We start from the raw sequence: 22,539 nt of genomic DNA, 5'->3' as shown, positions 1-22,539 counted from the left end.
CACGTCATTGCACGTCATCGCTCACCGAAAACAGAGGAGACCGCTCATGAACGACGTCTACGACCGCCTGGTCGGTCTGCTGACCCGCGGCTTCGGCATCGAGCCGGACGAGGTCTCCACGGAGACCACCTTCAACGAACTGGAGATGGACTCGCTGGCCCTGGTGGAGCTGGGCCTGGCCGCCCAGGACGAGTTCGGCGTCAAGATCGAGGACGACGACATCCGCTCCTCCGACTCGATCGGCCAGGCCGCCGAGGCGATCGCCGCCAAGGCGGTGAGCATCGGATGACGACCGACCGCGAGCCGTTCCACGCCGCGGTCACCGGCGTGGGCATGGTGACCGCGGCCGGGACCGGCGTGAAGGCCGCCTGGGACCGGCTCTGCGAGGGCGGGCGCACCGCGGCCGGGCCGGTCCCCGAACTCGCCGGCCTCCCGGCCCGGTTCGGCTGCGCGGTCGAGGACTTCGACCCGGTCCGCGCGGTGGGACGCCGGAAGGCCTGGCGGCTCGACCGGTGCAGCCAGTTCGCCGTCGCCGCCGCCGCCGAGGCGCTCGCCGACGCGGGCCTCGACCCGAGCGGGTGGGACGGCGCCCGGGTCGGCGTCGTCCTGGGCAGCGGGATCGGCGGCGCGGCGACCTGGGAGAAGCAGCACCACGTCCTGCTGGAGCAGGGGCCGACCAAGGTGTCCTCGCTGCTGATCCCGATGCTGGCGGTGAACATGGCCGCCGGGTACGTGGCCATGGAGTGCGGTGCGCGCGGCCCGAACCTGGTGACCGCGACCGCGTGCGCCTCGGGCACGACCGCCATCGGCACGGCGCGCGAACTCCTGCGGTCCGGCGCCTGCGACATCGTGATCACCGGCGGGACCGAGGCCTGCATGATCCCCTCGATCATCTCGGGCTTCAGCCAGATGGGTGCGCTGTCCGGGCGCGACGACCCGCAGGCGGCGTCCCGCCCGTTCGACGTCGACCGGGACGGCTTCGTGCCCGCGGAGGGCGCCGCCGTCCTGGTGCTGGAGCGCGAGGCCGACGCCCGGGCCCGCGGCGCGCGGATCCGGGCCAGGGTCAGCGGCTACGGGGCCTCGGCGGACGCCCACAACGCGACCGCGCCCGACCCCGAGGGCGCGGGCGCGGAACTGGCCCTGCGCGCGGCGCTCGCCGACGCCGGGCTCGGCCCCGCCGACGTCGACCACGTCAACGCGCACGGCACGTCCACCCCGCTCAACGACCTCGCGGAGGCCCGGCTGATCCGCCGGGTGTTCGGCGAACGCCCCGCCGTCACCTCCGTCAAGGGCGTGGTCGGGCACGCGCTCGGCGCGGCCGGCGCGATCGAGGCGGTCGCCACGGCACTGACCCTGGAACACGGCTTCATCCCGCCGACGGCCAACCTGGAACGCCAGGACCCGAAGATCGAGATCGACGTGGTGGCCGGGACGGGACGCACCGCCCCCGTCGAGGTGGCGGTCAGCAACTCCTTCGGATTCGGCGGGCAGAATGCGGTGCTCCTGCTCAGCCGTGCCTGAACCCGGGCCGGCACCCGACGACGAGGAGGGCTGGCCGGCGCACATCGTGGAAGCACTGCTCGGACTGATCAACCCCGAACTGCTGACGGTGATCCAGGACCCGCCCGCGGGCGCGCCCGACATCCGCACCGGAAAGGAGATCTGGTCGCTGCGCCGCTCCGGCGAGGAGCGCAGACCCGTTCAGTGACGGTTGCGGCGCTCCATGTCGAGCAGCCGCCGCTTGCGGGGCAGGCCGCCGCCGTACCCGGTCAACGACCCGTCGGAGCCGACCACCCGGTGGCACGGGATCACGATCCCCACCGGGTTCCGTCCGTTCGCCATGCCGACGGCCCGGGCCGCCGACGGCCGGCCCAGATCCGCCGCGATGGCCCCGTAGGAGGTGGTGACGCCGTACGGCACGCAGGTGAGCTCCCGCCACACGGTGCGCTGGAACGCGGTGCCCCGGGGAGCGAGCGGGAGGTCGAAGACGCGCAGTTCCAGCGCGAAGTACGCGTCCAGCTGACGCTCGGCCTCCTTGAACAGCCCCGGGTCCCGCACCCAGTCCGGCCCGATCGTCGGGCCGTACAGCTGCTCCGTCATGTAGATGCCGAGGATCGAGCGCCCGTCGCCCACGAGGAGCAGGTCCTCGACGGGCGACGGGCTCAGCGTGTACCGGACCGGGCCGTCCAGCGGCTCGGCGAACTCCGTCGGCGGGACGGACGGGGGCTCCGCCGGGAGCGCGAACAGGGTGTCCTGGGCCTGCGGGCCGGTGGGGTCGTCGGGTGCGTGCGGCACGGAGCAAACGTCCTTCGGGGAAACGGCTGGAATCGGTTCGGTCAGGGGGTGAGTACGGACCACAGGTGGTGCAGGGCGTAGGAGCGCCACGGGCGCCAGCGCCGGGCCAGCGCCAGCGCGTGGTGCGGGTCGCCGGGCTGGCCGAGCCGCTCCAGCGCCCGCCGGATGCCCAGGTCGGTGGGCAGGAAGACGTCCGGGTCGCCGAGGGCCCGCATCCGGATGTAGCCGGCCGTCCGGGGCGCGATCCCGGGCAGCGTCAGCAGGTGCTCCTCGTTCTCCTCCCGGTCCGTCCCGGGGCCGATCGTCAGCCGCCCGGAGGCGAGCGCCTCGGCCAGGCCGTGCAGGGCCTGCGGCATGGGCAGGTCGGCGGGGTCGGCGGCGGCCAGCGCCTCCGGGGTGGGGAAGGCGTGGGTGAGCCCGCCGTTCGGGGCGGTCAGCGGCTTGCCGTACCGGGCGGTGAGCCGGCCGGCCGAGGTCCGGGCGCTCGCCACCGAGACCTGCTGGCCGAGCAGCGCCCGGACGGCGAGCTCCGCCGCGTCCACGGCGCCGGGTGAGCGCAGCCCCGGCGACCCGGCGACCCGGGGCCCCAGTAACGCGCAGCCGCTCAGCGTCTCGACGACCGCCTGCGGGTCCGCGTCCAGGTCGAGCAGCCGCCGGCAGCGCTGGACGGCGGCGCCGAGGTCGCGCAGGTCGTCCAGCCACAGCCGGGCCCACAGGAAGGGCTGCCCGTCGCTGGGGGACAGCTCGACGACCGCGGTGGAACGGGGGAGCGACAGCACCCGCCGGTACGCGCCGCCGGTGAACTCCTCGACCCCGGGCACCGCCCGGGCGGCGAGGAACCCGAACAGCCGGGCGTGGTCGAGCGGCGGCCGGAACGGGAGCCGCAGCCGGATCGTGCCGACCACGTCGGAGCCGCCCAGGCTGCTGGCCCGCGACCGGAGCTCCGAGGGCGTCCGGGCGAAGACCTGCCGGATGGTGTCGTTGAACTGCCGCACGCTGGAGAAGCCGGCCGCGAACGCGACCTCGGCCATCGGAAGGTCCGTCATCTCCAGCAGGACGCGGGTGGTGTGGGCGCGCTGGGCGCGCGCCAGGGCCAGCGGACCGGCGCCCATCTCCTCGGTCAGCAGGCGGTGCAACTGCCGGACGCTGTACCCCAGTTCACCGGCCAGGCCGGACACCCCGCCGCGGTCGACGGCGCCGTCGGAGATCAGCCGCATGGCCCGTCCGACGACGTCCGCGCGCACGTTCCACTCGGGGGAGCCGGGGGTGGCGTCGGGGCGGCACCGCTTGCAGGCGCGGAAGCCGGCGGTCTGCGCGGCCGCCGCCGACGAGTAGAACCGGACGTTCTCCCGCTTCGGGGTGACCGCCGGGCAACTCGGACGACAGTAGATACCAGTGGTCCGCACAGCGACGAAGAACCAGCCGTCGAAACGGCTGTCCTTGCTGCGCATCGCCTGGTAGCGCTTCTCGTCGTCAATCATCTCTCCATCGTGGCCCACCCGGTGGCCGGAGGCTGGCAGTTTTCGGTCATGGACGGCGGGGACGCCCGCCCCGGCCGCCCGGCGGACGAACACGGCCGAAACCCGCCAGCCCGGTCGCTGTCCTGCTGCGACAGTGAGTCGGCGATCTCCAGGCCATTCATATCGAGGAAGGGACCACGACGATGTCCGAGTCGACCGACCCCTATGTGCTCTCCCCGACCGAAGGCGGACGCCTGTTGACCGGAGCGCCGTGGACCCGCCTGGCGATCGTGGGCGACAGCGTCGCCGAGGGCGTCACCGAGCCGTACGCCGGCTACGGGCTGGGCGCCTGGCACGACCTGGTGGTGCCGGCGCTGCGCACGGTCCGGCCGGAGCTGGTCCACGTCAACCTCGGCCGGCGCAACCTGCTCACCGCGGAGGTCCGGGAGAGCCAGCTGCAGGCGGCCCTGGACTTCGAGCCCGACCTGGTGGTGGCGTTCTGCGGCGGCAACGACGCGTTCCGCCGGGAGTTCGACCCGGACGCCGTCGAGGAGCAGCTGACGGCGCTGTTCGAGCCGCTCGGCGCCACCGGCGCGACGCTGGTGACCTCGGGTTTCTTCGACATCGTCGGCAACCCGCACTTCGACCCGCGGTACCGCGAGGTGGCGCGCGAGCGGCTGGCGGCGATCTCGGTGCGCATGCAAGCCGTGTCGGAGCGCCTGAAGGCCGTGTACCTGGACATGCAGAGCCACCCGACGTCCCGGGAGGCCTCGATCTGGTCCGGCGACGGCGTCCACCTCAACGCCCGCGGGCAGGCGGTGCTGGGCACCGAGGTGATCCGCGCGCTGGCCGATCGACTCGGCAATCCGGTGCGCTGACCTGGCCGTGTCAGCCCCGTTTCAGCGCCGTGCCAGCCCGACGCCGAAGCATGGTCCGCGCAGTCATCGCTCGGGGACCGTGATGGTCGGCAGAGGAGCTCACCGTGATCGTTATTGGGTACAACGGTTTTACCGACGGCGCTGAAACGTTTGGCCGGCTGTACGGGGCGACCGGCATCGACCGGCACAGCATTCTGGGGCACGACGCGGCGGCTGCCCTGTTCGTGGACGGCGAATTGGTGGCCGCGGTCGAGGAGGAGCGGCTCAACCGGGAGAAGAAGACCTCCGACTTCCCGGTGAATTCCGTGCGCTGGTGCCTGGAGACCGCCGGAAAGTCCCTGGAGGACGTCGATTTCTTCGCCTTCCCGTGGGCCTTCTCGCCCGAACTGACCGCCGACATGATCGGCGACATCAGCGGGGCCGGCCTGACGGTCGAGCAGAAATTCGACCGGCTGCGGCGCTTCGGCGAGCTCTACACCGGCCTGGTGAGCAAGGAGGCGATCCTCGCCGACCTCCGGCGGCGCACCGGCCTCGACATCCCGGCGGACAAGCTCGTCCTGGTGCCGCACCACCTCGCCCACCTGATGTGCGGCCACTACCTGGCGGGCGGCGAGGACACCGCCTTCCTGATCAGCGACGGCCGGGCAGAGCGGCTCTCGTCCATCATGGGCGAGGTGCGGGACGGCCGGATCCAGGTCTTCGAGAACACCGTCGTCGGCGTCACCCACTCCCTGGCGCTGCTGTTCGGCGAGATCACCCGCTACCTGGGGTTCATGCCGAACAACGACGAGTACAAGGTGATGGGCCTGGCCGGCTTCACCGGGCCGCGGTCGGACAACCCGCTGCTGAAGCACGTCGTCGAGCTGCAGGAGAACGGCCGGTACGCGCTCGCCCTCGCCAACGAGCCGAGCGGCACCCGGGCCTACTACGGGCTGCTCGACGAGCTCTACGGCGTCCGTGAGGGCGAGCGCGAGGAGCTGGACTTCCGGATCCGGCTGGCCCGGGACGCCCAGGAGATGATCGAGGTCGTCACCGCCCACCAGCTCGGCGCGCTCCAGGCCCGCACCGACCTGCGGCGGCTGGTCTTCGAGGGCGGGCTGGCGCTCAACTGCGTCAACAACACCAAGTTGTTGGAGGAGTCGGGCTTCACCGACATCCAGGTCAGCTTCGGCGCCAGCGACCCGGGCGTCGCGATCGGCGCCGCGGCCTTCGTCAACGGCGTGCAGCGCAGGCCGCGGCGGACGCCCGCCACGCCGTACCTGGGCCCCTCGTACGACGACGACGCGATCACCGCGGCGCTCCGCGAGCAGGCCGAGCACGTCGAGTGGACCGAGCTCGACCCCGCGGACCTCGCCCGGGAGACCGCGAAGCTGCTGAGCGAGAAGACCGTCATCGGCTGGTTCCAGGGCCGCACGGAGTACGGCCCGCGGGCGCTCGGCAACCGCAGCATCCTGGCCAACCCCGGCTTCCCCGACATCAAGGACATCATCAACACCCGGGTCAAGCACCGGGAGCCGTTCCGGCCGTTCGCCCCGGTCGTCCTGGAGCACGAGGCGCCGAAGGTCTTCGAGATGGGCAAGAAGAGCTCCTCGCCGTACATGACCTTCGTCTTCCCGGTGAAGCCGGAGCACCAGGAGGCCATCCCCGGGGCCTGCCACGTCGACGGCACCTCCCGGGTGCAGACCATCACCGACGAGTCGAACCCGCTGCTGGCCGAACTGCTCCGGACCTTCACCGAACTGACCGGCGTGCCCTGCCTGTTGAACACCTCGTTCAACGTCGCGGGCGAGCCCATCGTCAACTCCCCGGCCGACGCGATCCAGTGCTTCCTCGGCACCGAGATCGACCACCTGGTCCTCGGACGCTTCCTGGTCGGCAAGCGGGCGCCGCAGCGCTGAGCGGGCCGGGAGAGGAGACCGGGTGATGAGCCCGTCCGTGCACGGAATGCTCGACGCGGCCCTCGCCGAGCTGCTTCGTACGTCCGACCGGGCCGTGGCGCTCGACGAGGCGAGCATCGCCGCGGTCGAGTGCGCGCTCCAGATCGTGTCGGCCAAGGAGCAGGTCGGCCTTTCCCCCGCGGACGAGGCACTCGAATCGGCCCGCGAGGCGCTGGCGTCCGCCCGGGCGTCGGTCCTGGCGGCCACCTGTGCCGTCCGCTCCATCGACGAGAGCCGACGTGGAGTCGGCTGAGACGGGAGGTGACCGCGTGGCACGAACGGAGACCTCGCTCACCCGGGAGCTCGCCGACTGGGCGTCCGGGCTGCGGTTCGCCGACCTGCCGGAGCGGATCGTCGGCGCGGCGACCAGCCAGTTCATGTCCCACCTCGCGGTGCTCCGGGCGAGCCTCGGCCACCCGCTCGGGCGGAAGCTGGTCGACGCGTTCGGCCCGCCGACCGCCGCCGACCCCGGCCGGGCCGCGTACGTCCTGGCCGGGCTGTCCTCCTGCCTCTACTTCGAGGACAGCCTGTACGTCGGCCACGTCACCCACTCGTCGATCAACGTGCCGCTGGCCTACCGGCAGGAGCGGCGACTGACCGGGCAGCAGCTGCTGGCCGCCCTGGTCGCCTCCGGCGAGTGCGCCGCCCGGGTGACCGCCGCGGCGGCCCTCGGCCCGCTGCGCGGCCAGGGCTCCTCGTACACCCAGCTGATCGGCGCGGCCGCGGCCCGGCTGCACGTGACGGGCGCGCCGGCCCGGCAGTGGGTCGACACGTGGGGGCTGGCGCTGGCCGCGCCGCCCTGGCCGCTGCGGCGCGCCGTCCTGGGCAGCGACGCCAAGGTGCTCTCGGCGGCGGTGCCGGTGCGGATCGCCCTGGACGCCTGCGACGCGGCGGCGGCCGGGATCGGCGGCGCCGCCGACATCCTCGAACACCCCGGCGGCCTGCTGGCGAAGTTCTCCCAGGTGCCGTCGCCGGAGGTGGTCACGCTCGGCCTCGGCAGCCGCTGGCACACCGACAGCCTGACCGTCAAGGTGCACCCGGCCGGCGCGTACGTCGACGCCGCCGTCGACTGCGCGGCGCGGCTGCACGGGCAGCTGTCGCCGGCGGACCTGGCCGACATCGAGGAGATCGTCGTCTCCGCCGCCCGGCTGACCATCCACATGGACGGCGAAGGCGCCCCGTACCTCGACCGGGAACGGTCGGCGATCATGGCGCTCAACGTGTCCGTCGGCTACAACGTGGCGACGACCCTCGTCACCGGGAGCGTCCGCCCCTGCGACCTGGCCGAACCGGCCCTCGCGGACCCCGTCCGCTGGGAGCTGGCCGCCAAGGTCCGCCTGGAGTACGACGAACAGCTGAGCCGCCGCCTGCTGGCCGCCACCGCCCCGCTCGGGGAGGCGCTGCGCCAGGCCGGCGACCGGGCCCGGGACTGGCTCGCCGCCTTCGCCGGCGGGCCGGCGCTCGCCGACTCGACCCCGCTGGACGAGCCGAGCAAGACCTTCGAACAGGCCGACAAGGCGATCGGCGCCCGGCTGCGCGTCACCCTGCGGGACGGGCGCGTCCTCACCGCGGCCAGTGACAGCGCCCTCGGATCCGCCGGCCCGGAGACCCGCAGGACCCATCGGACGCTCGTCCGGGACAAGCTCGCCGCGACGGGCGTCCCCCCGGAGCTGACGGCCGCACTGGAACGCGTCGCCGAGCTGGACGCGACGGAACTCGACGACGTGGTGCGGGCCGCGCTGTCCTGCCGGTGAACCCGCCCTTTCACCCGTACCGGAAGACGACTGAGCAGAGAGGTTGCGCACCGTGCCGAACGACGCCCCGCGGTTCTCCTACCCGGTGAAGCGCAAGGACCCGACCAGGCCGCCCGAGGAGTACGCCCAGGCGCTCGCCGAGGAGCCGGTCTGCCCGATCACCCTGGCCACCGGGGACGCCGCCTGGTTCGTGACCCGGTACGAGGACGTCCGGACGGTGCTGTCCGACCGGCGGTTCAGCCGGGAGGCGCTGTTCGCCCCGGGCACCGCCCGCGCCCAGGTCGTCGAACCGGACCCGGACAGCCTGCTCAACATGGACCCGCCGCGCCACAGCGCCCTGCGCAGGCTCGCCAACCGGGCCTTCTCGAACAAGCGGGTGGAGGGCCTGCGCCCGTACATCCGGCAGGTGGCCGACGAACTCCTGGACGCGATGGGGACGATGACCGGCCCGGTCGACCTCGCCGACGTGTACGCCCGCCCGCTGGCGCTGCGGGTGGTCTGCCGGGCGCTCGGCGTGCCGTTCGAGGACCACCCGAAGTTCGGGTCCTGGAGCGACCACTTCATGTCGCTCACCAAGTACTCCGCGGCGGAGATCGTCCGGGCCAACGACGAGATGCGGGCCTACTTCGCCGGCCTGGTGAAGCAGAAGCGGGCCGAACCCGGCGACGACCTGATCAGCGCCCTGGTGCAGATCCACGACGAGGAGGGCGCGCCCTCCGAGGCCGAGATCATCGGGATCGGCGTCCTGCTGCTGCTGGCCGGCCACGACACCACGGTCACGGTGCTGTGCGGCGGCACGGCGACCCTGCTGTCCGAACCCGAGCAGCTCGCCATGCTGCGGGCCGACCCGGAGCTCTACCCCGGCGCCGTCGAGGAGCTGATCCGGCTCAACGGCCCCGGCGGCGGCACCTCCATCCGGATCGCCACCACCGACGTCGAACTCGGGGGCCGGGTCATCCCGGCGGGCTCCGCGGTGCTCGCCTCGGTCGGCACCGCCAGCCGCGACGGCGCCGTCCACCCCGACCCGGACCGCTGCGACATCCGGCGCCCCGAGCGGACGCAGATCGCGTTCGGCGCGGGCCCGCACTTCTGCATCGGCGCCGGTCTGGCCAAGGCCGAACTGGAGATCAGCCTGCGGGCCCTGTTCGAGCGGTTCCCGACGCTGCGGCTGGCGGTCTGCCCGCACGAGCTCCGCTGGAAGGACTTCGCGGCGCTGGGCGGCTGGGAGGAGCTGCCCGTCGCATGGGGGTGACCGGGGCGGCGAGGACCCCCGCCCCGGCCGGGGCCGCGTTCTTCGACGTGGACGAGACCCTGATCGCGATCCAGAGCATGCCCCGCTTCCTGCGCCACCACTTCGCGGCATCGGGACGGCCCTCCTCGGCGTTCGCCGACGCGGTCGCGGAGCTCCGCGCGCTGGCGGCCCGGGGCGTGCCCAGGGCCGAAGTGTCACAGGCCTACTACCGGCACTTCGCGGGCAGCGACGTCAAGGAGGTCGCCGAACAGGGCCGCGACTGGTTCGCCTCCGAGCTGGTGGGCGACCGCCTCTTCCTGCCGCAGACCCTCCGGGCCTTCCGGGAGCACGCGGACAGCGGTCGCCCCACCGTCCTGGTCTCCGGCTCCCTCCCGCCCTGCCTGCACCCGCTCGCCGAACTCCTGGGCGCGACCGCGGTGATCTGCGCGGAGCCGGAGGAGGCCGAGGGCCGGTACACCGGCGGCCTGGTCAGGGCGATGATCGGCCCGGACAAGGCGGACGCGGTCCTGAGGTTCACCCGGGAGCGCGGCATCCGCCGGGCCGACTGCCACGCCTACGGCGACCACGGCTCGGACCTGCCCATGCTGCGGGCCGTCGGCCACCCGGTGGTGGTGGGGGACGACCCGACGCTGCGGGACGCCCCGGACGCGGCCGCCTGGCCCCGGCTGCCGGGCGTGGCCTCCGGCCGACCCGATCAGCGAGATTCGGACCCGGTCGGCAGGGCTGAAGACTGCGGCCGAATCCCGCCAGCGGGGGGGCCGCGAACCTGCCAAGGTTGATCGAAGTGCCCGCCCTCAAGGAGTAATTGAACACATGACCACGAATTCGGCGGCTCCTTCCGGACAGCCCGGTTTCCCGGTGGTGGTGACCCTGGCGTCCGGCGCGATCTTCCTCTCCATCCTCGACGCCACCGTCGCCAATCTGGCCGTGACGGACATGCACGTCAGCTACCCCACGGCCTCCGCGACGGACCTCACCTGGGTCATCTCGCTCTACGCCATCGTCTTCGCGGCCTTCCTCGCACCGGCCGGCCGACTCGCGGACGTGATCGGGCGGCGGGCGCTCTACACGGCCGGCATGGGCGTCTTCACCGTCATGTCGCTGCTGTGCGCGGTCGCCCCCGACCTGCCGGTGCTGCTGGGCGCCCGCGCACTCCAGGGCCTCGGCGCGGCGGCCATGATCCCGGCCTCGCTCGCGGTCGTCCTGGTCGACACCCCGCCCGCCCGCCGGGCCGGCGCCATCGGGATCTGGGCCGCCGCCGCGTCGGCGGCCGCGGCCGCCGGGCCCAGCCTCGGCGGGATCCTGATCGACAGCGTCGGGTGGCGGTCGGTCTTCTTCATCAACGTGCCGATCGGCATCGCGCTGCTGGTGGGCATCCGGGTGGTGCCGAAGTCGAGGTCCACCGGCCGGATCCCCGACGCGCTCGGCACCCTGCTGCTGGCCACCGGCGTGTTCCTGCTCGTCCTCGGCGTCACGGAGGGCCCGACCTGGCACTGGGGAGACCTCCGGGTGCTCGGCAGCCTGCTGGCCGGGGCCGTCCTGCTGGGCCTCGCCCTGCTCCGCTCCCGCCGCCACCCGGCCCCCGCCGTGGAGACCGGGCTCTGGAAGAACCGGACCTTCGCGCTGGCCAACCTCGTCTCGCTCTTCTTCGGCGCCGCGCTGTACGCCTGGATGCTGATCGGCGCGCTCTTCCTGGTCGACGTCTGGCACTACTCGCGGATCGCGGCGGGCCTGTCGATGAGCCCGGGCGCGATCCTCTCGGCGATCGTGGCCGGTGTCGTCGGCCGGACGCTGAGCCGGCGCAACCCGCGGATCGTGGTGTCCCTGGGCGCCCTCGCGGTGGTGGCCGCCGCCCTCTGGCTGGCCCTGGCCCTCTCCCCGCACCCCCAGCTGTGGACCATGTGGCTCCCGGTCGGCCTGCTCGCCGGCCTCGGCATGGGCGCCGTCAGCACCGGCGTCTCCAGCGCCGCGGCCCTCTCCGTCGAACCCGCCCGGTTCGCCGGCGCCACCGGACTCAACATGGCGGTCCGTCAGATCGGCGGCGCCCTCGGCATCGCCGCCCTGGCCGCCATCCTCGCCCCCGCGACCCCCGGCGCCGCCGCCCCCTACGCCCACGTCGTCCTGTTCTGCTGCGCCATGATGGCGATCACCGCCCTGATCGGCCTCGGTCTCTCCCTCCACCACCACAAGCCCGCCCCGACCACCCCCGCCGAAACCCCGACCGAGCCCCAGCCCGCCCAACGCTGACCGCCCGGCCCGCCCCCGCGAACGCTGGGGCCCCGAGGCGTTCGCGGAGGCGGAACGGCGCGGTGCGCCCGTTCTCCTGTCAGTCGGCTGCGCGGCGTGCCACTGGGGCCAGTGAATGTGTACAACCGGGTAGTTCCGGCCTGGGGCGTTTCCAGTGAGTGCCGGAATCGACATGAATGGTGAGTGATTGTGTGGGGAGGTGGACGCCTGGCCGAGGACCGGCCGGCAGCCTTGCCCGAAGCCAGGCCGTATAGCTGTCCTGAGTGCGGATCAGATCGTGTTGAGGTCGATCTCGACCGCGAACGGAGCGGCGGTCCGGACCGTGCCGGTGAACATGTCGGCGTCGCGGTAGGACCGGCTCGCAGGGTCGAGGATGTAGGTGTAGATGAGGGGAACGCCGTTGGCGGCCTGCTCGATCCGCCAGTAGAAAGCGATGCCAGCCTGGGCGTACTGATCCACCTTCACGATGCGGTCGGTGGTCTCCGAGCCCGGTGACACGACCTCGACGACCAGGAGAACGTGCTCCGGGCGGGTGGGCGTGACGTCGATGGTCTCAGCCCGGTAGACCACGACGTCGGGCCGCCGGTTGGTGAGGGGCACGTCCTGCAACCGGACGTCGAAGTCCGTGTCGGCGTTCCAGTCCGGACCTGCGGCTGCATCCAGGGCGTTCGCCAGGATCCGGGCCAGGCGGTTGTGCTGCTTGGACGCACTCGGGCTCACGACGACCATGCCGTCCACAATCTCGATACCCGCGCACTGCTCCGCGGACCAGGAGTCGTACTCGTCCGCGGTGATCTGCTGGTGCATCCACTCAGGAGCGACCATCTCGGCGGTCATCGCCGCACCTCCTCGGGGGTTCGACGGGCTCGGTGCTGCTGGGCCCAGCGTACTGTTCGGTCGCTGGGTCGTGGTGCTACGTGGTGTTCTCCGGTGCCTGAGGGGCGGAGTCCGGCCCACGTCTTTGTGCACCTGAGGCGTCGTACGCGTGTGGAGAGCGGGTCCGGCGGGGCTGGTGCTACCGCTCCGCACGGCGCAGGAACTGCCAGGCCAGTACGGCCAGGGCGAGCGTCTGTACGAGAGAAGTGAGCACGAGCAGGGGCTGAACAGTGGAAGAGCACCAGAACGCGGTCGTGCAGACCATGGGCAGGACCAGGTACGTGAACAGGTCCACCATGGTCTGAAGCCGCTTGCGCATGGTGCGGCCCGCAACGTTGCGGTGGTAGACCTCCCAGCCGAACACCGTGCCGTGGGCGGAGGCGAGTTCCCCCAGGCGCGGTCCCAGTCGGTCGCGGACGTAGCAGCCGATCGCCGAGATCTTCTCGTCATTGACCAGGTAGGTCCAACCCAGGACCAGGCAGATCGCGGGGACGGAGAGCAGCAGCCGGGAAACATCTGTTCGGGGTGGCACCGCGACTCGGGCTCATCGGGCCGTTGTTTCGACGGATGTCCCGATGCCTGCCACGAGTAGGGTGGCGGCGTGAATCGTCTCGCGGGCGCGACCTCGCCGTACTTGCTGCAGCACGCTGACAACCCGGTCGACTGGTGGCCCTGGGGCCCCGAGGCGTTCGAGGAAGCGGAACGGCGCGGCGTGCCCGTTCTCCTGTCGGTCGGTTACGCAGCGTGCCACTGGTGTCATGTGATGGCCCATGAGTCGTTCGAGGACGAGGCGACGGCCGGGTTCCTGAACGAGCGGTTCGTGGCGGTGAAGGTCGACCGGGAGGAGCGGCCGGACGTCGACGCGGTGTACATGGAGGCGGTGCAGGCGGCCACGGGGCAGGGTGGGTGGCCGATGACGGTGTTCCTGACGCCGGAGAAGGAGCCGTTCTACTTCGGGACGTACTTCCCGCCCGAGCCGCGGCGCGGGATGCCGTCGTTCCGGCAGGTGCTGGAGGGCGTGGACAAGGCGTGGACGGGGCGGCGGGCCGAGGTCGGGGAGGTGGCGGCGCGGATCGGCAAGGATCTCGCGGAGCGGGCCTCGGTGTACGCGGTGGGCAGCGGCATCGGGCAGCCGCCCGGGGAGAGTGAACTGCACGGCGCGGTCGTCGAGTTGACGCGGTCGTTCGACGAGCGGCGGGGCGGGTTCGGCAGGGCGCCGAAGTTCCCGCCGTCGATGGTGCTGGAGTTCCTGCTGCGGCACCACGCCCGGACGGGTTCGGAGGCCGCGCTGGAGATGGTGCAGCGGACCTGCGAGGCGATGGCGCGCGGCGGGATCTACGACCAGCTGGGCGGCGGCTTCGCCCGGTACGCGGTGGACGGCACCTGGACGGTGCCGCACTTCGAGAAGATGCTCTACGACAACGCGCTGCTGCTGCGGGTGTACCTGCACCTGTGGCGGGCCACCGGCGATGAGCAGGCCCGCCGGGTCACGCTGGAGACCGCCGACTTCCTGCTGCGCGAACTGCGCACCGAGCAGGGCGGGTTCGCGTCCGCGCTGGACGCCGACTCGCTGGACGCGGCGACCGGGAGGACGGCCGAGGGCGCGTACTACGCGTGGACGCCCGAGCAGCTGACGGAGGTGCTGGGGGAGGCGGACGCCGCCCTCGCGGTGGAGCTGTTCGACGTCACCGGCACCTTCGAGCACGGCAGTTCGGTGCTGCAGCTCCCGCGCGACCCGGAGGAGTCGGCCAGGTACCGGGAGATCCGGGAGAAGCTGTTCGAGGCCCGGGCGAAGCGCCCCGCCCCGGCGCGGGACGACAAGGTGGTCGCGGCCTGGAACGGCCTGGCGATCGCCGCCCTGGCCGAGGCGGGCGCGCTGCTGGAGCGCCCCGACCTGGTGGAGGCCGCCGAGCGGGCCGCCGACCTGCTGATCGCCGTCCACCTGACGGCCGAGGGCCGGCTGCTGCGCACCTCGCGGGACGGCGTCGCGGGCGCGAACGCGGGCGTGCTGGAGGACTACGCGGACACCGCGGAGGGCTTCCTCGCGCTGTACGCGGTCGGCGGCGAGGCGTCCTGGCTGCAACTCGCCGGGGAGCTGCTCGACCTGGTGCTGCTGCACTTCACGGACGAGAAGTCCGGCGCGCTGTACGACACCGCCGACGACGCCGAGCAGCTGATCCGCCGCCCGCAGGACCCCACCGACAACGCCGCCCCGTCCGGGTGGACGGCCGCCGCCGGGGCGCTGCTCACGTACGCCGCGTACACCGGCTCCGCGCGTCACCGCACCGCCGCGGAGCGGGCGCTCGGCATCGTCACGACGCTCGGCGCCCGCGCGCCGCGGTTCACCGGCTGGGGACTGGCAGTCGCGGAGGCGCTGCTCGACGGGCCGCGCGAGGTCGCGGTGGTCGGCCCGGCCGGCGACGCCGGGCGGGCCGCGCTGCACCTGGCCGCGCTGCGGTCGACCGCCCCCGGCGTGGCGGTCGCGGTCGGCGAGGTCGGCGACACCGAGGTGCCGCTGCTCGCCGACCGTCCGCTGCTGGACGGGAAGCCCGCCGCGTACGTCTGCCGGCACTTCACCTGCGAGCGGCCCACCGCGGACGTCGCCGAGCTGGCGGAGCGCCTGCGCGCGCACTGACGGAGGAGCGGCGCCGTCGACCGGAAACCACTGGTCGACGGCGCCGCCGGTGGGGGAGGATGCGCCATGGGCTGGACACTCACCACGTCACTGGACGACTTCCGCACCGCAGCCGGGGAGTTCCTCGCGGCCGACCCCGCCGAGAACACCGTGCTGCTCACCATCCTCGACCGCCTCACCCGGGACGGCCTGCACGTCTACGGCGACCGGTCGCCGGTCTTCGGCTGGTGGCACGGCCCGGACGGCGCCGTCGCCGGCGCCTGCCTGCGCACCCCGCCGTACGGGCAGCGGCTCGGCCGGATGCCGGCGGTCGCCGCCGAGGAACTGGCCCGGCGGCTCGCCGCCGACGGTGAGCGCCCCGACGCGGTGGGCGGCGAGCACGGCACCGCCCTGGCCTTCGCCGCCGAGTGGCACCGGAGCACCGGCATCACCTGGCGCCTGGATCACACCGAACGACTGTTCCGGCTCGGCGAGTTGACGCCTCCGCCGGCCCCGCCCGCCGGTCGCGCCAGGCTCGCCGCGCCCGCCGACCGGGAGACCGTCGCCCAGTGGCTGGCGGACTTCTGCGTCGAGGCCGAACTCCGGGCGCCCGCCGATCCGTTCGCCGACGCCGACCAGCGGATCGCCGCCGAGACCCTGCTGCTCTGGGAGACCGACGGCCGGCGGGTGGTCGCGCTCGCCGGGGCCAGCCCCGCCGTCGCCGGGATGTCCCGGATAGGCCCCGTCTACACCCCGCCCGCCGACCGCGGCCACGGCTACGCCAGCGCGCTGACGGCCGCCGCCACCGTGCACGCGCAGTCGCGCGGCGCGGACGAGGTGCTGCTCTACACCGACCTGTCCAACCCGGTCAGCAACGCGATCTACCAGCGGCTCGGCTACCGGCCGGTCAACGACGCGGCCGAGGTCGCCTTCGAGTAGCACGCCACGAAAGGGCCCCGGGCAGAACCCCCCGGGGCCCTTTCGCATGCCCGGGCGCCGGCCTCGGCGGGGACGCAGGATGCAGGGCGCGGGCCTCGGCGAGGGCGCGGGGCTCGGGCCTCAGCGAGGGCGCAGGGTGCGGTAGCCCGGGTGGACGCCGGGGGTGAGCTGCTGCTGGGCGGCGATCCGGCCGAGCAGCGCGATCAGCTGGGCGTGCTCCTCGGGCGCGAGGGCCTGGGTGACGTCCTGTTCGTGAGCCATGGCGGTGTCGCGCAGCCGGCCCAGCAGGGCCAGGCCCCGGTCGGTGAGGTGCAGGGCGTACAGCCGGCGGTCCTCCGCGTTGCGGCGGCGCTCGATCAGGCCGCGCTGCTCCAGGCCGTCGGCGAACGGGACGAAGCGGCTGGGCGGCATGCCGAGCGCGTCGGCGAGTTCGCGCTGGCTGCGGCCGGGGTTCTGCACCAGCAGCCGGAGCAGGCCGGCCTGCGCGGGGGTGAGGTCGAGCTCGGCGATCCGCTGCGCGAACCGCTCGGCGGCGTGCGCGCCGAGCTGTGCCAGCAGGAACGCCGCACCGCCGCCCGGGCCGGGCGGCCCCTGCGGTCCGCCGCCGTGCCGATCCGGCTGGTCCGGGTGGTCCGGCTGATCCGCCTCTCGATCCATGCTCATGCCGACATCGTACCCGTTTGACAATCGTTCCACGATGTAATCATTATTCCGAGTGTATCGATGGATGCGTGTCCACGGACGTCATGGGAGGAACCATGAGCACCACCGCCCCGCCCCGCCCGGCTCCCGCCGGCCGGTCGAAGAGCCGCCCGCAGACCGGCCCGCCGCTGCTCGCCCCGACCGTCTCGGTCACCGCGCTGACGATCGCCTACACCGTGGTCAACCGCGCCACCCCGCACCCGGACGCCACCGGCGCCGAAGTGGTGCGGTACGCGCAGGAGCACGGCGGGGCGGCCCGGCTCGGGGCGCTGCTGCTGCTCGCCGCGGCGGTGCCGCTGGCGCTGTGCGCGGCGCTGCTCTACCGGCGGCTGCGGGCGCTCGGGATCACCGCGCCGGGCTCGGCGATCACGCTGGTCGGCGGCGTGGTCGCGGCGTCTGCGCTGGTGCTGAGCGCGGCCGCCGGGTGGGCGGGCGGCCGGCTGTCGGCCGACGCGCCGCCGGCGCTGGGCCGGGCGCTGGCGGACGTGTCGTTCCTGGCCGGCGGACCCGCGTTCGCGGCCGGCTTCGGCCTGCTGGCGGCGGGCGTCTCGGTGTCGGCGATGCTCGCCGACCTGCTGCCCCGCGCGGCGACCTGGGCCGGCCTGGCGGTGGCCGCCGTCGGGATGCTCGCGCTGTTCGCCCTGGTGGCGGACGGCTTCATGTACCTGCTGCCGGTGGTCCGGTTCGGCGGCCTGGTGTGGCTGCTGTTCGTGGCCGCCCTGCTGCCGAAGACCCGCCGCCGCAGCACCGAACACTGACCGAACGAAGCGCAGACACAGGGGAGTTGAGCGAGATGACCGGAACGTACGGGTCGCTGGCGGGCCGGACGGTGGTGGTCACCGGCGGTTCGCGCGGGATCGGCGCGCACACCGCGCGGGCGTTCGCCGCGCAGGGCGCGTCGGTGTGCGTGGTCGGCCGGGACGAGGCGGCGCTGGCGGCGGTGGTCGGGGAGATCGCCGGCGCGGGCGGCGAGGCGACGGCCGCCGTCGCCGACGTGACGGACGCCCGGGCGCTGGCCGGCGTGCGCCGGTCGGTGACGGAGCGGTTCGGCGCGGTGGACGTGCTGGCGGCGTTCGCCGGCGGCCAGGGCTTCCCGGTGCCGACGGCGGAGCTGTCCGAGCAGCGCTGGCGCGAGGTGCTGGACTCCGACCTGACCTCGGTGTTCCTCACCGTGCAGGCCTTCCTGCCGGGCATGCTGGAGTGCGGCTCCGGCAGCATCCTGACGATGTCCTCGGCGGCCGGCCGGCAGCCCAGCGGCGCCAACCTGGCGTACGGGGTGGCCAACGCGGGCGTGGTGATGCTGACCAGGCACCTGGCCACCGAGCTGGGGCCGCACGGCATCCGGGTCAACTGCCTGGCCCCGTCGGCGATCCTGACCGAGAAGGTGCAGGCCCGGATGCCCGCCGAGGTGCAGGCCAAGGTCGCGGCCACCCACCCGCTGGGCCGGCTCGGCACCCCGGCGGACGTGGCGGAGGCCGCGCTGTTCCTGTCCTCCGACGGCGCGGGCTGGCTGACCGGCCTGACGGTCGACGTGGCCGGCGGCCGCATCACCAACTAGCGAGCGCTCTCACTCCCAGTCCCAGCGCAGCCCGAGCAGGCAGGGCGGCAGGCCCTCGGCCACCAGGTGTGCGCAGTGGTGCCGTCGAGCGTCAACTCCTCGGTCTCCCGGGGGGATTGTCCGGGAGTGCGGACGGTGAAGCGGTCGCAGCGGACGGGCAGGGCGGCCGGGTCGAAGGTCACCTGGAGCACGTACTGCCCGGCGCCCGCGTTGAAGCCGCGCACGTACTCGCGGCTGGGCTGCGGCGACGGCGATTCGTCGAAGCCGTAGCCCAGCAGGTGGGTGTCGCCGGTGCGCAGGCGGCGGTCCAGCAGGAGTTCGGCGACCAGCAGGTGCGCGGCCGGGTCGCGGCGGATCCGGCCGGGCCGGCAGTTCTCCTCGGCCCGGACCCGGACCCGCTCGATGTCGCAGCCGGGGTCGCCCTGGTAGATCGCCAGGTAGCGGTCGATGCCGTCGCGGTGGGCGCGCAGCACGTGCTGGGAGTCGCGGCGCTGCAGCCGCCGGTCCGCGCCGACCCGGATCCGTTCGATGTGGGTGACGGTGTGCAGGCCGGTGTCGGGCGGGCCGGAGAGGACGGCGAGCAGGCCGTCCACCGCCTCGGCGGGGGTGATCAGATCCCGGTAGGGGCGGACCGGTGGCGCGGCCGGGTCGGGGGTGCTGCGGCGGGGGCCGAGCAGCCGGGTGAGCGAGTGCTCGGGCAGCTCCAGCACCTCTTCGAGCACGGCGACGGCGCGCAGCGACTCGGCCCGTTCGGGGCGGCGCCGGCCCTGCTGCCAGTAGCTGAGGCTGGTGACGCCGACCTGGACGCCGCGCTGCGCGAGGCGTTGGCGCAGTCGGTGGAGCGCCAGGCCGCGGGCGGCGATGGCGGCCCGCAGGGCGAGGTGGAACGGTCCGGTGCGCAGGGCGAGGGCCAGCTCGGGCGGTGCGGTCGGCTGCAAGGCCACCTCCTCAACTGAGCGTGAATATTCACACCTTGTGGACGGCCTGTCACCGCCCCGGTCGATATTCGCGCTGCCCAGCGAGGTCGCGTTCACACCTCGGCGGGGGCCGTTCACACCCGGACTCCGGGGCCCGGCACGGCCGTTGACCGCCCGGCGTCAACGGCCGGATGCTCATCGGCAGCGCGTCCGGACGCCGCCCCCCACACCCACTCCTCTGCCAGGAGGACACCCCCCATGTCACCCACCCCGATGCGGTTGCGTCGGACGGTCGCCGCCCTCGCCCTGGGCGTCCTCGCCCCGGTCCTGAGCACGGCCGTCACCACCCCCGCCGCGGCCGCCACCACCCCTGCCGCCGCCACCCCCGCCGCGATACCGCCCGCCGCCGTGAAGCCGCAGGCCCCGGCCCTGGCCGGCACCGCGCGGACCCTCAACCTGACCATGCAGGCCCAGCAGCAGAGCAACTGGTGCTGGGCGGCGAGCGGCAACACCATCGCCGCGTACTACGGCTACAGCTACAGCCAGAACCAGTTCTGCAACGCCGCGTTCGGCCGCTCCGCCAACTCCACCTGCCCGAACAGCCAGGCCAGCCTGGCCGAGGTGCAGAACGCGCTGTACGCGTTCGGCATCAACCCGGGCTCGTACGTCAGCGGCTACCTGCGGTACGCCACCGTGCAGGGCGAGATCGACGCCGGCCGGCCGGTGGAGACCCGGATCCAGTGGAGCTCCGGCGGCGGCCACATGAACGTGCTGTACGGCTACGACAGCGGCAACAACTGGCTGTACTGGGGCGACCCGTGGCCGTCCAACTACCGCTACAACTGGGGCGACTACAACTACTACGTGAGCAACGGGTCGTTCTCCTGGACCCACTCCCTGTACCGGATCGGCGCGTGAGGAGCCCCGTCATGAGCAGCCACCGCGTCCGACTCGCCCGCGTCGCAGCCGCCCTCGCCGCGGCCACCGCCCTCGGCCTCGCCGCCGCCCCGCAGGCGCAGGCCACCGACCAGCCGGCCGGAGCAGGCGACCTCGCCGCTGCCCGGGCCACCGCCCAGAACCCTGCCGTGCTCGACCAGTTGGGGCACTTCTTCGCCCGCAGGGGAGTGCCGCCGACCCAGCCGCTCGCGATCGGCCCGAGCGACGAGGCGCAGGCGGCGAAGGCGGCCGCACCCCGGCTCAGCGGCGACACGGTGCCGGTCCGCACCCTCGACGCCGGGTTCGTGGCCGGCCGGCCCGGCGCGCCGGTCGCCACCGTCGAGTTCACCGCCACCAAGGCCGTCGCCGCCGACGGACAGAGCGCCTCGGTCTGGACGGCACAGCAGAACGGCAGTTGGCGGGTGGTCAACATCGCCTCCGGCAGCGACGAGACCGACTACGCGGCCCGGGCCGCCGCCGACGGCGGCACCGCCTTCCGCGAACCGCAGCTCGGCGCCTGGTACGAGCTCAAGGACGGCCGGGTCCTGCCGCTCGACGACACCGCCCGCCGCTCGGTCGGCGCGCACGGCGTCACCGTCGCCGCCTACCAGCAGCTGGTCCACCAGCGGTACGGCGACAAGCTGCCCGGCTCCGGGTACGACACCGCCGGCAAGGCGGGCGGCTTCCAGGCCGACCCGGCCGAATCCCGCAGCGCCGCGCCGCTGTTCACCGCGGGCGCCGCGCTGGGCGCAACTGCCGTGGCAGGCGCGGTGATCGGGGTGCGCAGCCGGCGCCGGAAGGCCTGAGCCGGACAGGGCCTAAGCCCCGGCGAACGTCCTCCGGTAGGCGAGCGGCGAGACGCCGATCGCCGAGTGCAGGTGCTGGCGCAGCGACACCGCGTTGGCGAAGCCGACCCGGCCGGCGATCTGGTCGACCGTCAGGTCGGTGGCTTCGAGCAGGTGACGGGCCAGGGCGACGCGCTGCTGGGTGAGCCAGCGGCCGGGGCTCTGGCCCGTCTCGTCGTGGAAGCGGCGGGCGAAGGTGCGGCTGCTCATCGCGGCGTGCCCGGCGAGTTCGGCGAGGGTCAGCGGCCGGTGCAGCCGGGCCAGCGCCCACTCGCGGGTGGCGGCGGTGCCGGTCGCGCCGGCCGCGGGGACGGGCTGCTCGATGTACTGGGCCTGGCCGCCGTCGCGCCACGGCGGGACGACGGCCAGTCGGGCGGCGTGGTTGGCGACGGCCGCGCCGTGGTCGTTCCGGAGCACGTGCAGGCACAGGTCGACGCCGGAGGCGGCGCCGGCCGAGGTGAGGATGTCGCCGTCGTCGACGAACAGCACGTCCGGGTCGAGCCGCACCTTGGGGAAGAGCTCGCGGAACCGGTCGGCGAGCGCCCAGTGGGTGGTGGCGGGCCGGTCGTCCAGCAGACCGGCGGCGGCCAGGACGAACGCGCCGGTGCAGATCGAGATCAGCCGGGTGCCGGGCCGGATCATCGCCAGCGCCTCGGCCACGGCCGGGTCGGGCGCGCCGGTGGCGAGCGCCAGGTCGAAGGGCGGGATGACCACGCTGTCGGCCATGCGGAGCAGCTCCGGGCCGTGCGCGACGGCGACGGTGAAGTCCGCGTCGGAGCGCACCGGCTGGCCGTCGACGGTGCAGGTGGCCAGCTCGTAGCGGTCCCCGGCGGCGGCGAACACCCGCCTGGGGATGCCGAGTTCGAACGGGTACACGCCCTCCAGGGCGAGTACCGCGATCCGGTGCGGCGGCGTCTTCGCGGGGTTCGGCACCTCGGCCCTCCTGGCAGGATCCCATCGGATGGTGACCATCATGCCACTCCCGCGGGCGTCCCGGGCGGGCCAGGCTGGAGGCATGACGACGAACACGATGCGAGCGATCAGCCAGGACGTCCTGGGCGGCCCCGAAGTCCTGCAGGTGGTGGAACTCCCGCGCCCCGCGCCCGGCACGAGCGAGATCCTGGTGAAGGTCCGGGCGGCCGGCCTGAACCCGACGGACTGGAAGCACCGGGCGAGCGGACTGTTCCTCGGCGAGCCCCCGTTCGTGCTCGGCTGGGACGTGGCCGGCACGGTGGAGGCGGTCGGCTTCGGCGTCACCCTGTTCGAGCCCGGCGACGAGGTCTTCGGCATGCTGCCCTACCCGCACGGCGTCGGCTCCCACGCCGACTA

At 73.7% G+C, this 22,539-nt stretch carries 22 protein-coding genes and 3 pseudogenes; 18 read left to right on the top strand and 7 right to left on the bottom strand.

Features of this window, described 5'->3' with window-relative positions:
• Positions 1–46: 46 nt before the first annotated feature.
• The 3 genes from IEZ12_RS28390 to IEZ12_RS28380 are packed head-to-tail and all read left to right on the top strand — an operon-like array spanning position 47 to position 1,708.
• Positions 47–289, top strand: coding sequence for an acyl carrier protein (locus IEZ12_RS28390; RefSeq protein ID WP_043915822.1), 243 nt, complete (start codon positions 47–49; stop codon positions 287–289).
• Entirely contained in the window at positions 286–1,521 is a 1,236-nt protein-coding gene (locus IEZ12_RS28385; protein WP_189275871.1) for a beta-ketoacyl-[acyl-carrier-protein] synthase family protein, read from the top strand. Before IEZ12_RS28390 ends, IEZ12_RS28385 begins: the two co-directional genes overlap by 4 nt.
• Positions 1,514–1,708 carry a hypothetical protein gene (locus tag IEZ12_RS28380; RefSeq protein WP_189275869.1) on the top strand — a complete coding sequence of 65 codons (195 nt, stop codon included), beginning with the start codon at positions 1,514–1,516 and terminating at the stop codon, positions 1,706–1,708. Before IEZ12_RS28385 ends, IEZ12_RS28380 begins: the two co-directional genes overlap by 8 nt.
• Here IEZ12_RS28380 and IEZ12_RS28375 read toward each other — a convergent pair.
• Both IEZ12_RS28375 and IEZ12_RS28370 read right to left on the bottom strand, forming a co-directional pair.
• Positions 1,702–2,190 (bottom strand): methylated-DNA--[protein]-cysteine S-methyltransferase, encoded by a 489-nt coding sequence (locus tag IEZ12_RS28375; protein WP_373295540.1) that lies wholly within the window; start codon positions 2,188–2,190, stop codon positions 1,702–1,704. The genes IEZ12_RS28380 and IEZ12_RS28375 overlap by 7 nt on opposite strands.
• Positions 2,191–2,336: 146 nt before the next feature.
• A complete protein-coding gene (locus tag IEZ12_RS28370; protein ID WP_189275867.1) occupies positions 2,337–3,776 on the bottom strand; it encodes a DNA-3-methyladenine glycosylase 2 family protein in 1,440 nt (479 codons plus the stop codon).
• Positions 3,777–3,958: 182 nt separating this feature from the next.
• On the opposite strand from IEZ12_RS28370, the gene IEZ12_RS28365 reads away from it, so the two are divergent.
• The 8 genes and pseudogenes from IEZ12_RS28365 to IEZ12_RS40180 form a co-directional block, all read left to right on the top strand.
• The gene (locus IEZ12_RS28365; RefSeq protein WP_189275865.1) at positions 3,959–4,633 is read left to right on the top strand and encodes an SGNH/GDSL hydrolase family protein; all 675 of its coding nucleotides are present in this window, start codon (positions 3,959–3,961) and stop codon (positions 4,631–4,633) included.
• Between the two features lie 104 nt (positions 4,634–4,737).
• The gene (locus IEZ12_RS28360; protein ID WP_043915827.1) at positions 4,738–6,531 is read left to right on the top strand and encodes a carbamoyltransferase family protein; all 1,794 of its coding nucleotides are present in this window, start codon (positions 4,738–4,740) and stop codon (positions 6,529–6,531) included.
• Positions 6,532–6,556: 25 nt separating this feature from the next.
• A complete protein-coding gene (locus IEZ12_RS28355; protein WP_043915828.1) occupies positions 6,557–6,823 on the top strand; it encodes a hypothetical protein in 267 nt (88 codons plus the stop codon).
• A 16-nt stretch (positions 6,824–6,839) separates the two neighbouring features.
• Positions 6,840–8,324, top strand: a complete 1,485-nt coding sequence (locus IEZ12_RS28350; protein ID WP_189275863.1) for an MmgE/PrpD family protein — start codon at positions 6,840–6,842, stop codon at positions 8,322–8,324.
• 52 nt (positions 8,325–8,376) lie between these two features.
• Positions 8,377–9,576 (top strand): cytochrome P450, encoded by a 1,200-nt coding sequence (locus IEZ12_RS28345; protein WP_189275861.1) that lies wholly within the window; start codon positions 8,377–8,379, stop codon positions 9,574–9,576.
• The gene (locus tag IEZ12_RS28340; protein WP_189275859.1) at positions 9,567–10,355 is read left to right on the top strand and encodes an HAD family hydrolase; all 789 of its coding nucleotides are present in this window, start codon (positions 9,567–9,569) and stop codon (positions 10,353–10,355) included. Before IEZ12_RS28345 ends, IEZ12_RS28340 begins: the two co-directional genes overlap by 10 nt.
• Positions 10,356–10,389: 34 nt before the next feature.
• Positions 10,390–11,823: a DHA2 family efflux MFS transporter permease subunit gene (locus IEZ12_RS28335; protein WP_189275857.1), complete on the top strand. Its 1,434-nt coding sequence runs from the start codon at positions 10,390–10,392 to the stop codon at positions 11,821–11,823.
• A gap of 34 nt (positions 11,824–11,857) precedes the next feature.
• A pseudogene (locus IEZ12_RS40180) lies at positions 11,858–11,938 on the top strand (DUF255 domain-containing protein); the annotation flags it as partial.
• A gap of 155 nt (positions 11,939–12,093) precedes the next feature.
• Here IEZ12_RS40180 and IEZ12_RS28325 read toward each other — a convergent pair.
• Both IEZ12_RS28325 and IEZ12_RS28320 read right to left on the bottom strand, forming a co-directional pair.
• Positions 12,094–12,660 (bottom strand): Uma2 family endonuclease, encoded by a 567-nt coding sequence (locus IEZ12_RS28325; RefSeq protein WP_189275855.1) that lies wholly within the window; start codon positions 12,658–12,660, stop codon positions 12,094–12,096.
• 178 nt (positions 12,661–12,838) lie between these two features.
• Positions 12,839–13,213: pseudogene (locus IEZ12_RS28320) on the bottom strand (hypothetical protein); the annotation flags it as partial.
• 87 nt (positions 13,214–13,300) lie between these two features.
• Here IEZ12_RS28320 and IEZ12_RS28315 point away from each other — a divergent pair.
• The gene (locus IEZ12_RS28315) at positions 13,301–15,334 is read left to right on the top strand and encodes a thioredoxin domain-containing protein (RefSeq protein WP_189275853.1); all 2,034 of its coding nucleotides are present in this window, start codon (positions 13,301–13,303) and stop codon (positions 15,332–15,334) included.
• A 66-nt stretch (positions 15,335–15,400) separates the two neighbouring features.
• Positions 15,401–16,252: a GNAT family N-acetyltransferase gene (locus tag IEZ12_RS28310; RefSeq protein ID WP_189275851.1), complete on the top strand. Its 852-nt coding sequence runs from the start codon at positions 15,401–15,403 to the stop codon at positions 16,250–16,252.
• A 120-nt stretch (positions 16,253–16,372) separates the two neighbouring features.
• On the opposite strand, the gene IEZ12_RS28305 is transcribed toward IEZ12_RS28310, so the two are convergent.
• Positions 16,373–16,915 (bottom strand): MarR family winged helix-turn-helix transcriptional regulator, encoded by a 543-nt coding sequence (locus IEZ12_RS28305; protein ID WP_229848189.1) that lies wholly within the window; start codon positions 16,913–16,915, stop codon positions 16,373–16,375.
• 95 nt (positions 16,916–17,010) lie between these two features.
• Here IEZ12_RS28305 and IEZ12_RS28300 point away from each other — a divergent pair, with 95 nt between their 5' ends.
• A complete protein-coding gene (locus tag IEZ12_RS28300) occupies positions 17,011–17,712 on the top strand; it encodes a DUF4386 domain-containing protein (protein WP_189275849.1) in 702 nt (233 codons plus the stop codon).
• Positions 17,713–17,747: 35 nt separating this feature from the next.
• Complete coding sequence (locus IEZ12_RS28295; protein WP_189275847.1) at positions 17,748–18,512, top strand: SDR family NAD(P)-dependent oxidoreductase; 765 nt, start codon at positions 17,748–17,750, stop codon at positions 18,510–18,512.
• Positions 18,513–18,521: 9 nt separating this feature from the next.
• On the opposite strand, the pseudogene IEZ12_RS28290 reads toward IEZ12_RS28295, so the two are convergent.
• A pseudogene (locus IEZ12_RS28290) lies at positions 18,522–19,450 on the bottom strand (hypothetical protein).
• Between the two features lie 237 nt (positions 19,451–19,687).
• Between IEZ12_RS28290 and IEZ12_RS28285 the strand changes: the two are divergent.
• Positions 19,688–20,347 (top strand): papain-like cysteine protease family protein, encoded by a 660-nt coding sequence (locus IEZ12_RS28285; protein ID WP_229848187.1) that lies wholly within the window; start codon positions 19,688–19,690, stop codon positions 20,345–20,347.
• 11 nt (positions 20,348–20,358) lie between these two features.
• Positions 20,359–21,171: a hypothetical protein gene (locus IEZ12_RS28280; protein WP_229848185.1), complete on the top strand. Its 813-nt coding sequence runs from the start codon at positions 20,359–20,361 to the stop codon at positions 21,169–21,171.
• A 12-nt stretch (positions 21,172–21,183) separates the two neighbouring features.
• Here the strand turns inward: IEZ12_RS28280 and IEZ12_RS28275 are convergent, their stop codons facing one another.
• Positions 21,184–22,110, bottom strand: a complete 927-nt coding sequence (locus IEZ12_RS28275; RefSeq protein ID WP_229848210.1) for a GlxA family transcriptional regulator — start codon at positions 22,108–22,110, stop codon at positions 21,184–21,186.
• A 115-nt stretch (positions 22,111–22,225) separates the two neighbouring features.
• Between IEZ12_RS28275 and IEZ12_RS39290 the strand changes: the two genes are divergently transcribed.
• On the top strand, positions 22,226–22,539 hold a 314-nt coding region (locus tag IEZ12_RS39290; RefSeq protein ID WP_229848183.1), incomplete at its 3' end, for an alcohol dehydrogenase catalytic domain-containing protein.

The organism is Kitasatospora griseola, assembly GCF_014648555.1.
In the GTDB taxonomy this organism is placed as follows: Bacteria; Actinomycetota; Actinomycetes; order Streptomycetales; family Streptomycetaceae; genus Kitasatospora; species Kitasatospora griseola.
Note: the sequence above shows the minus strand (reverse complement) of the source record. Positions and strands in the feature narration are given on the sequence as shown.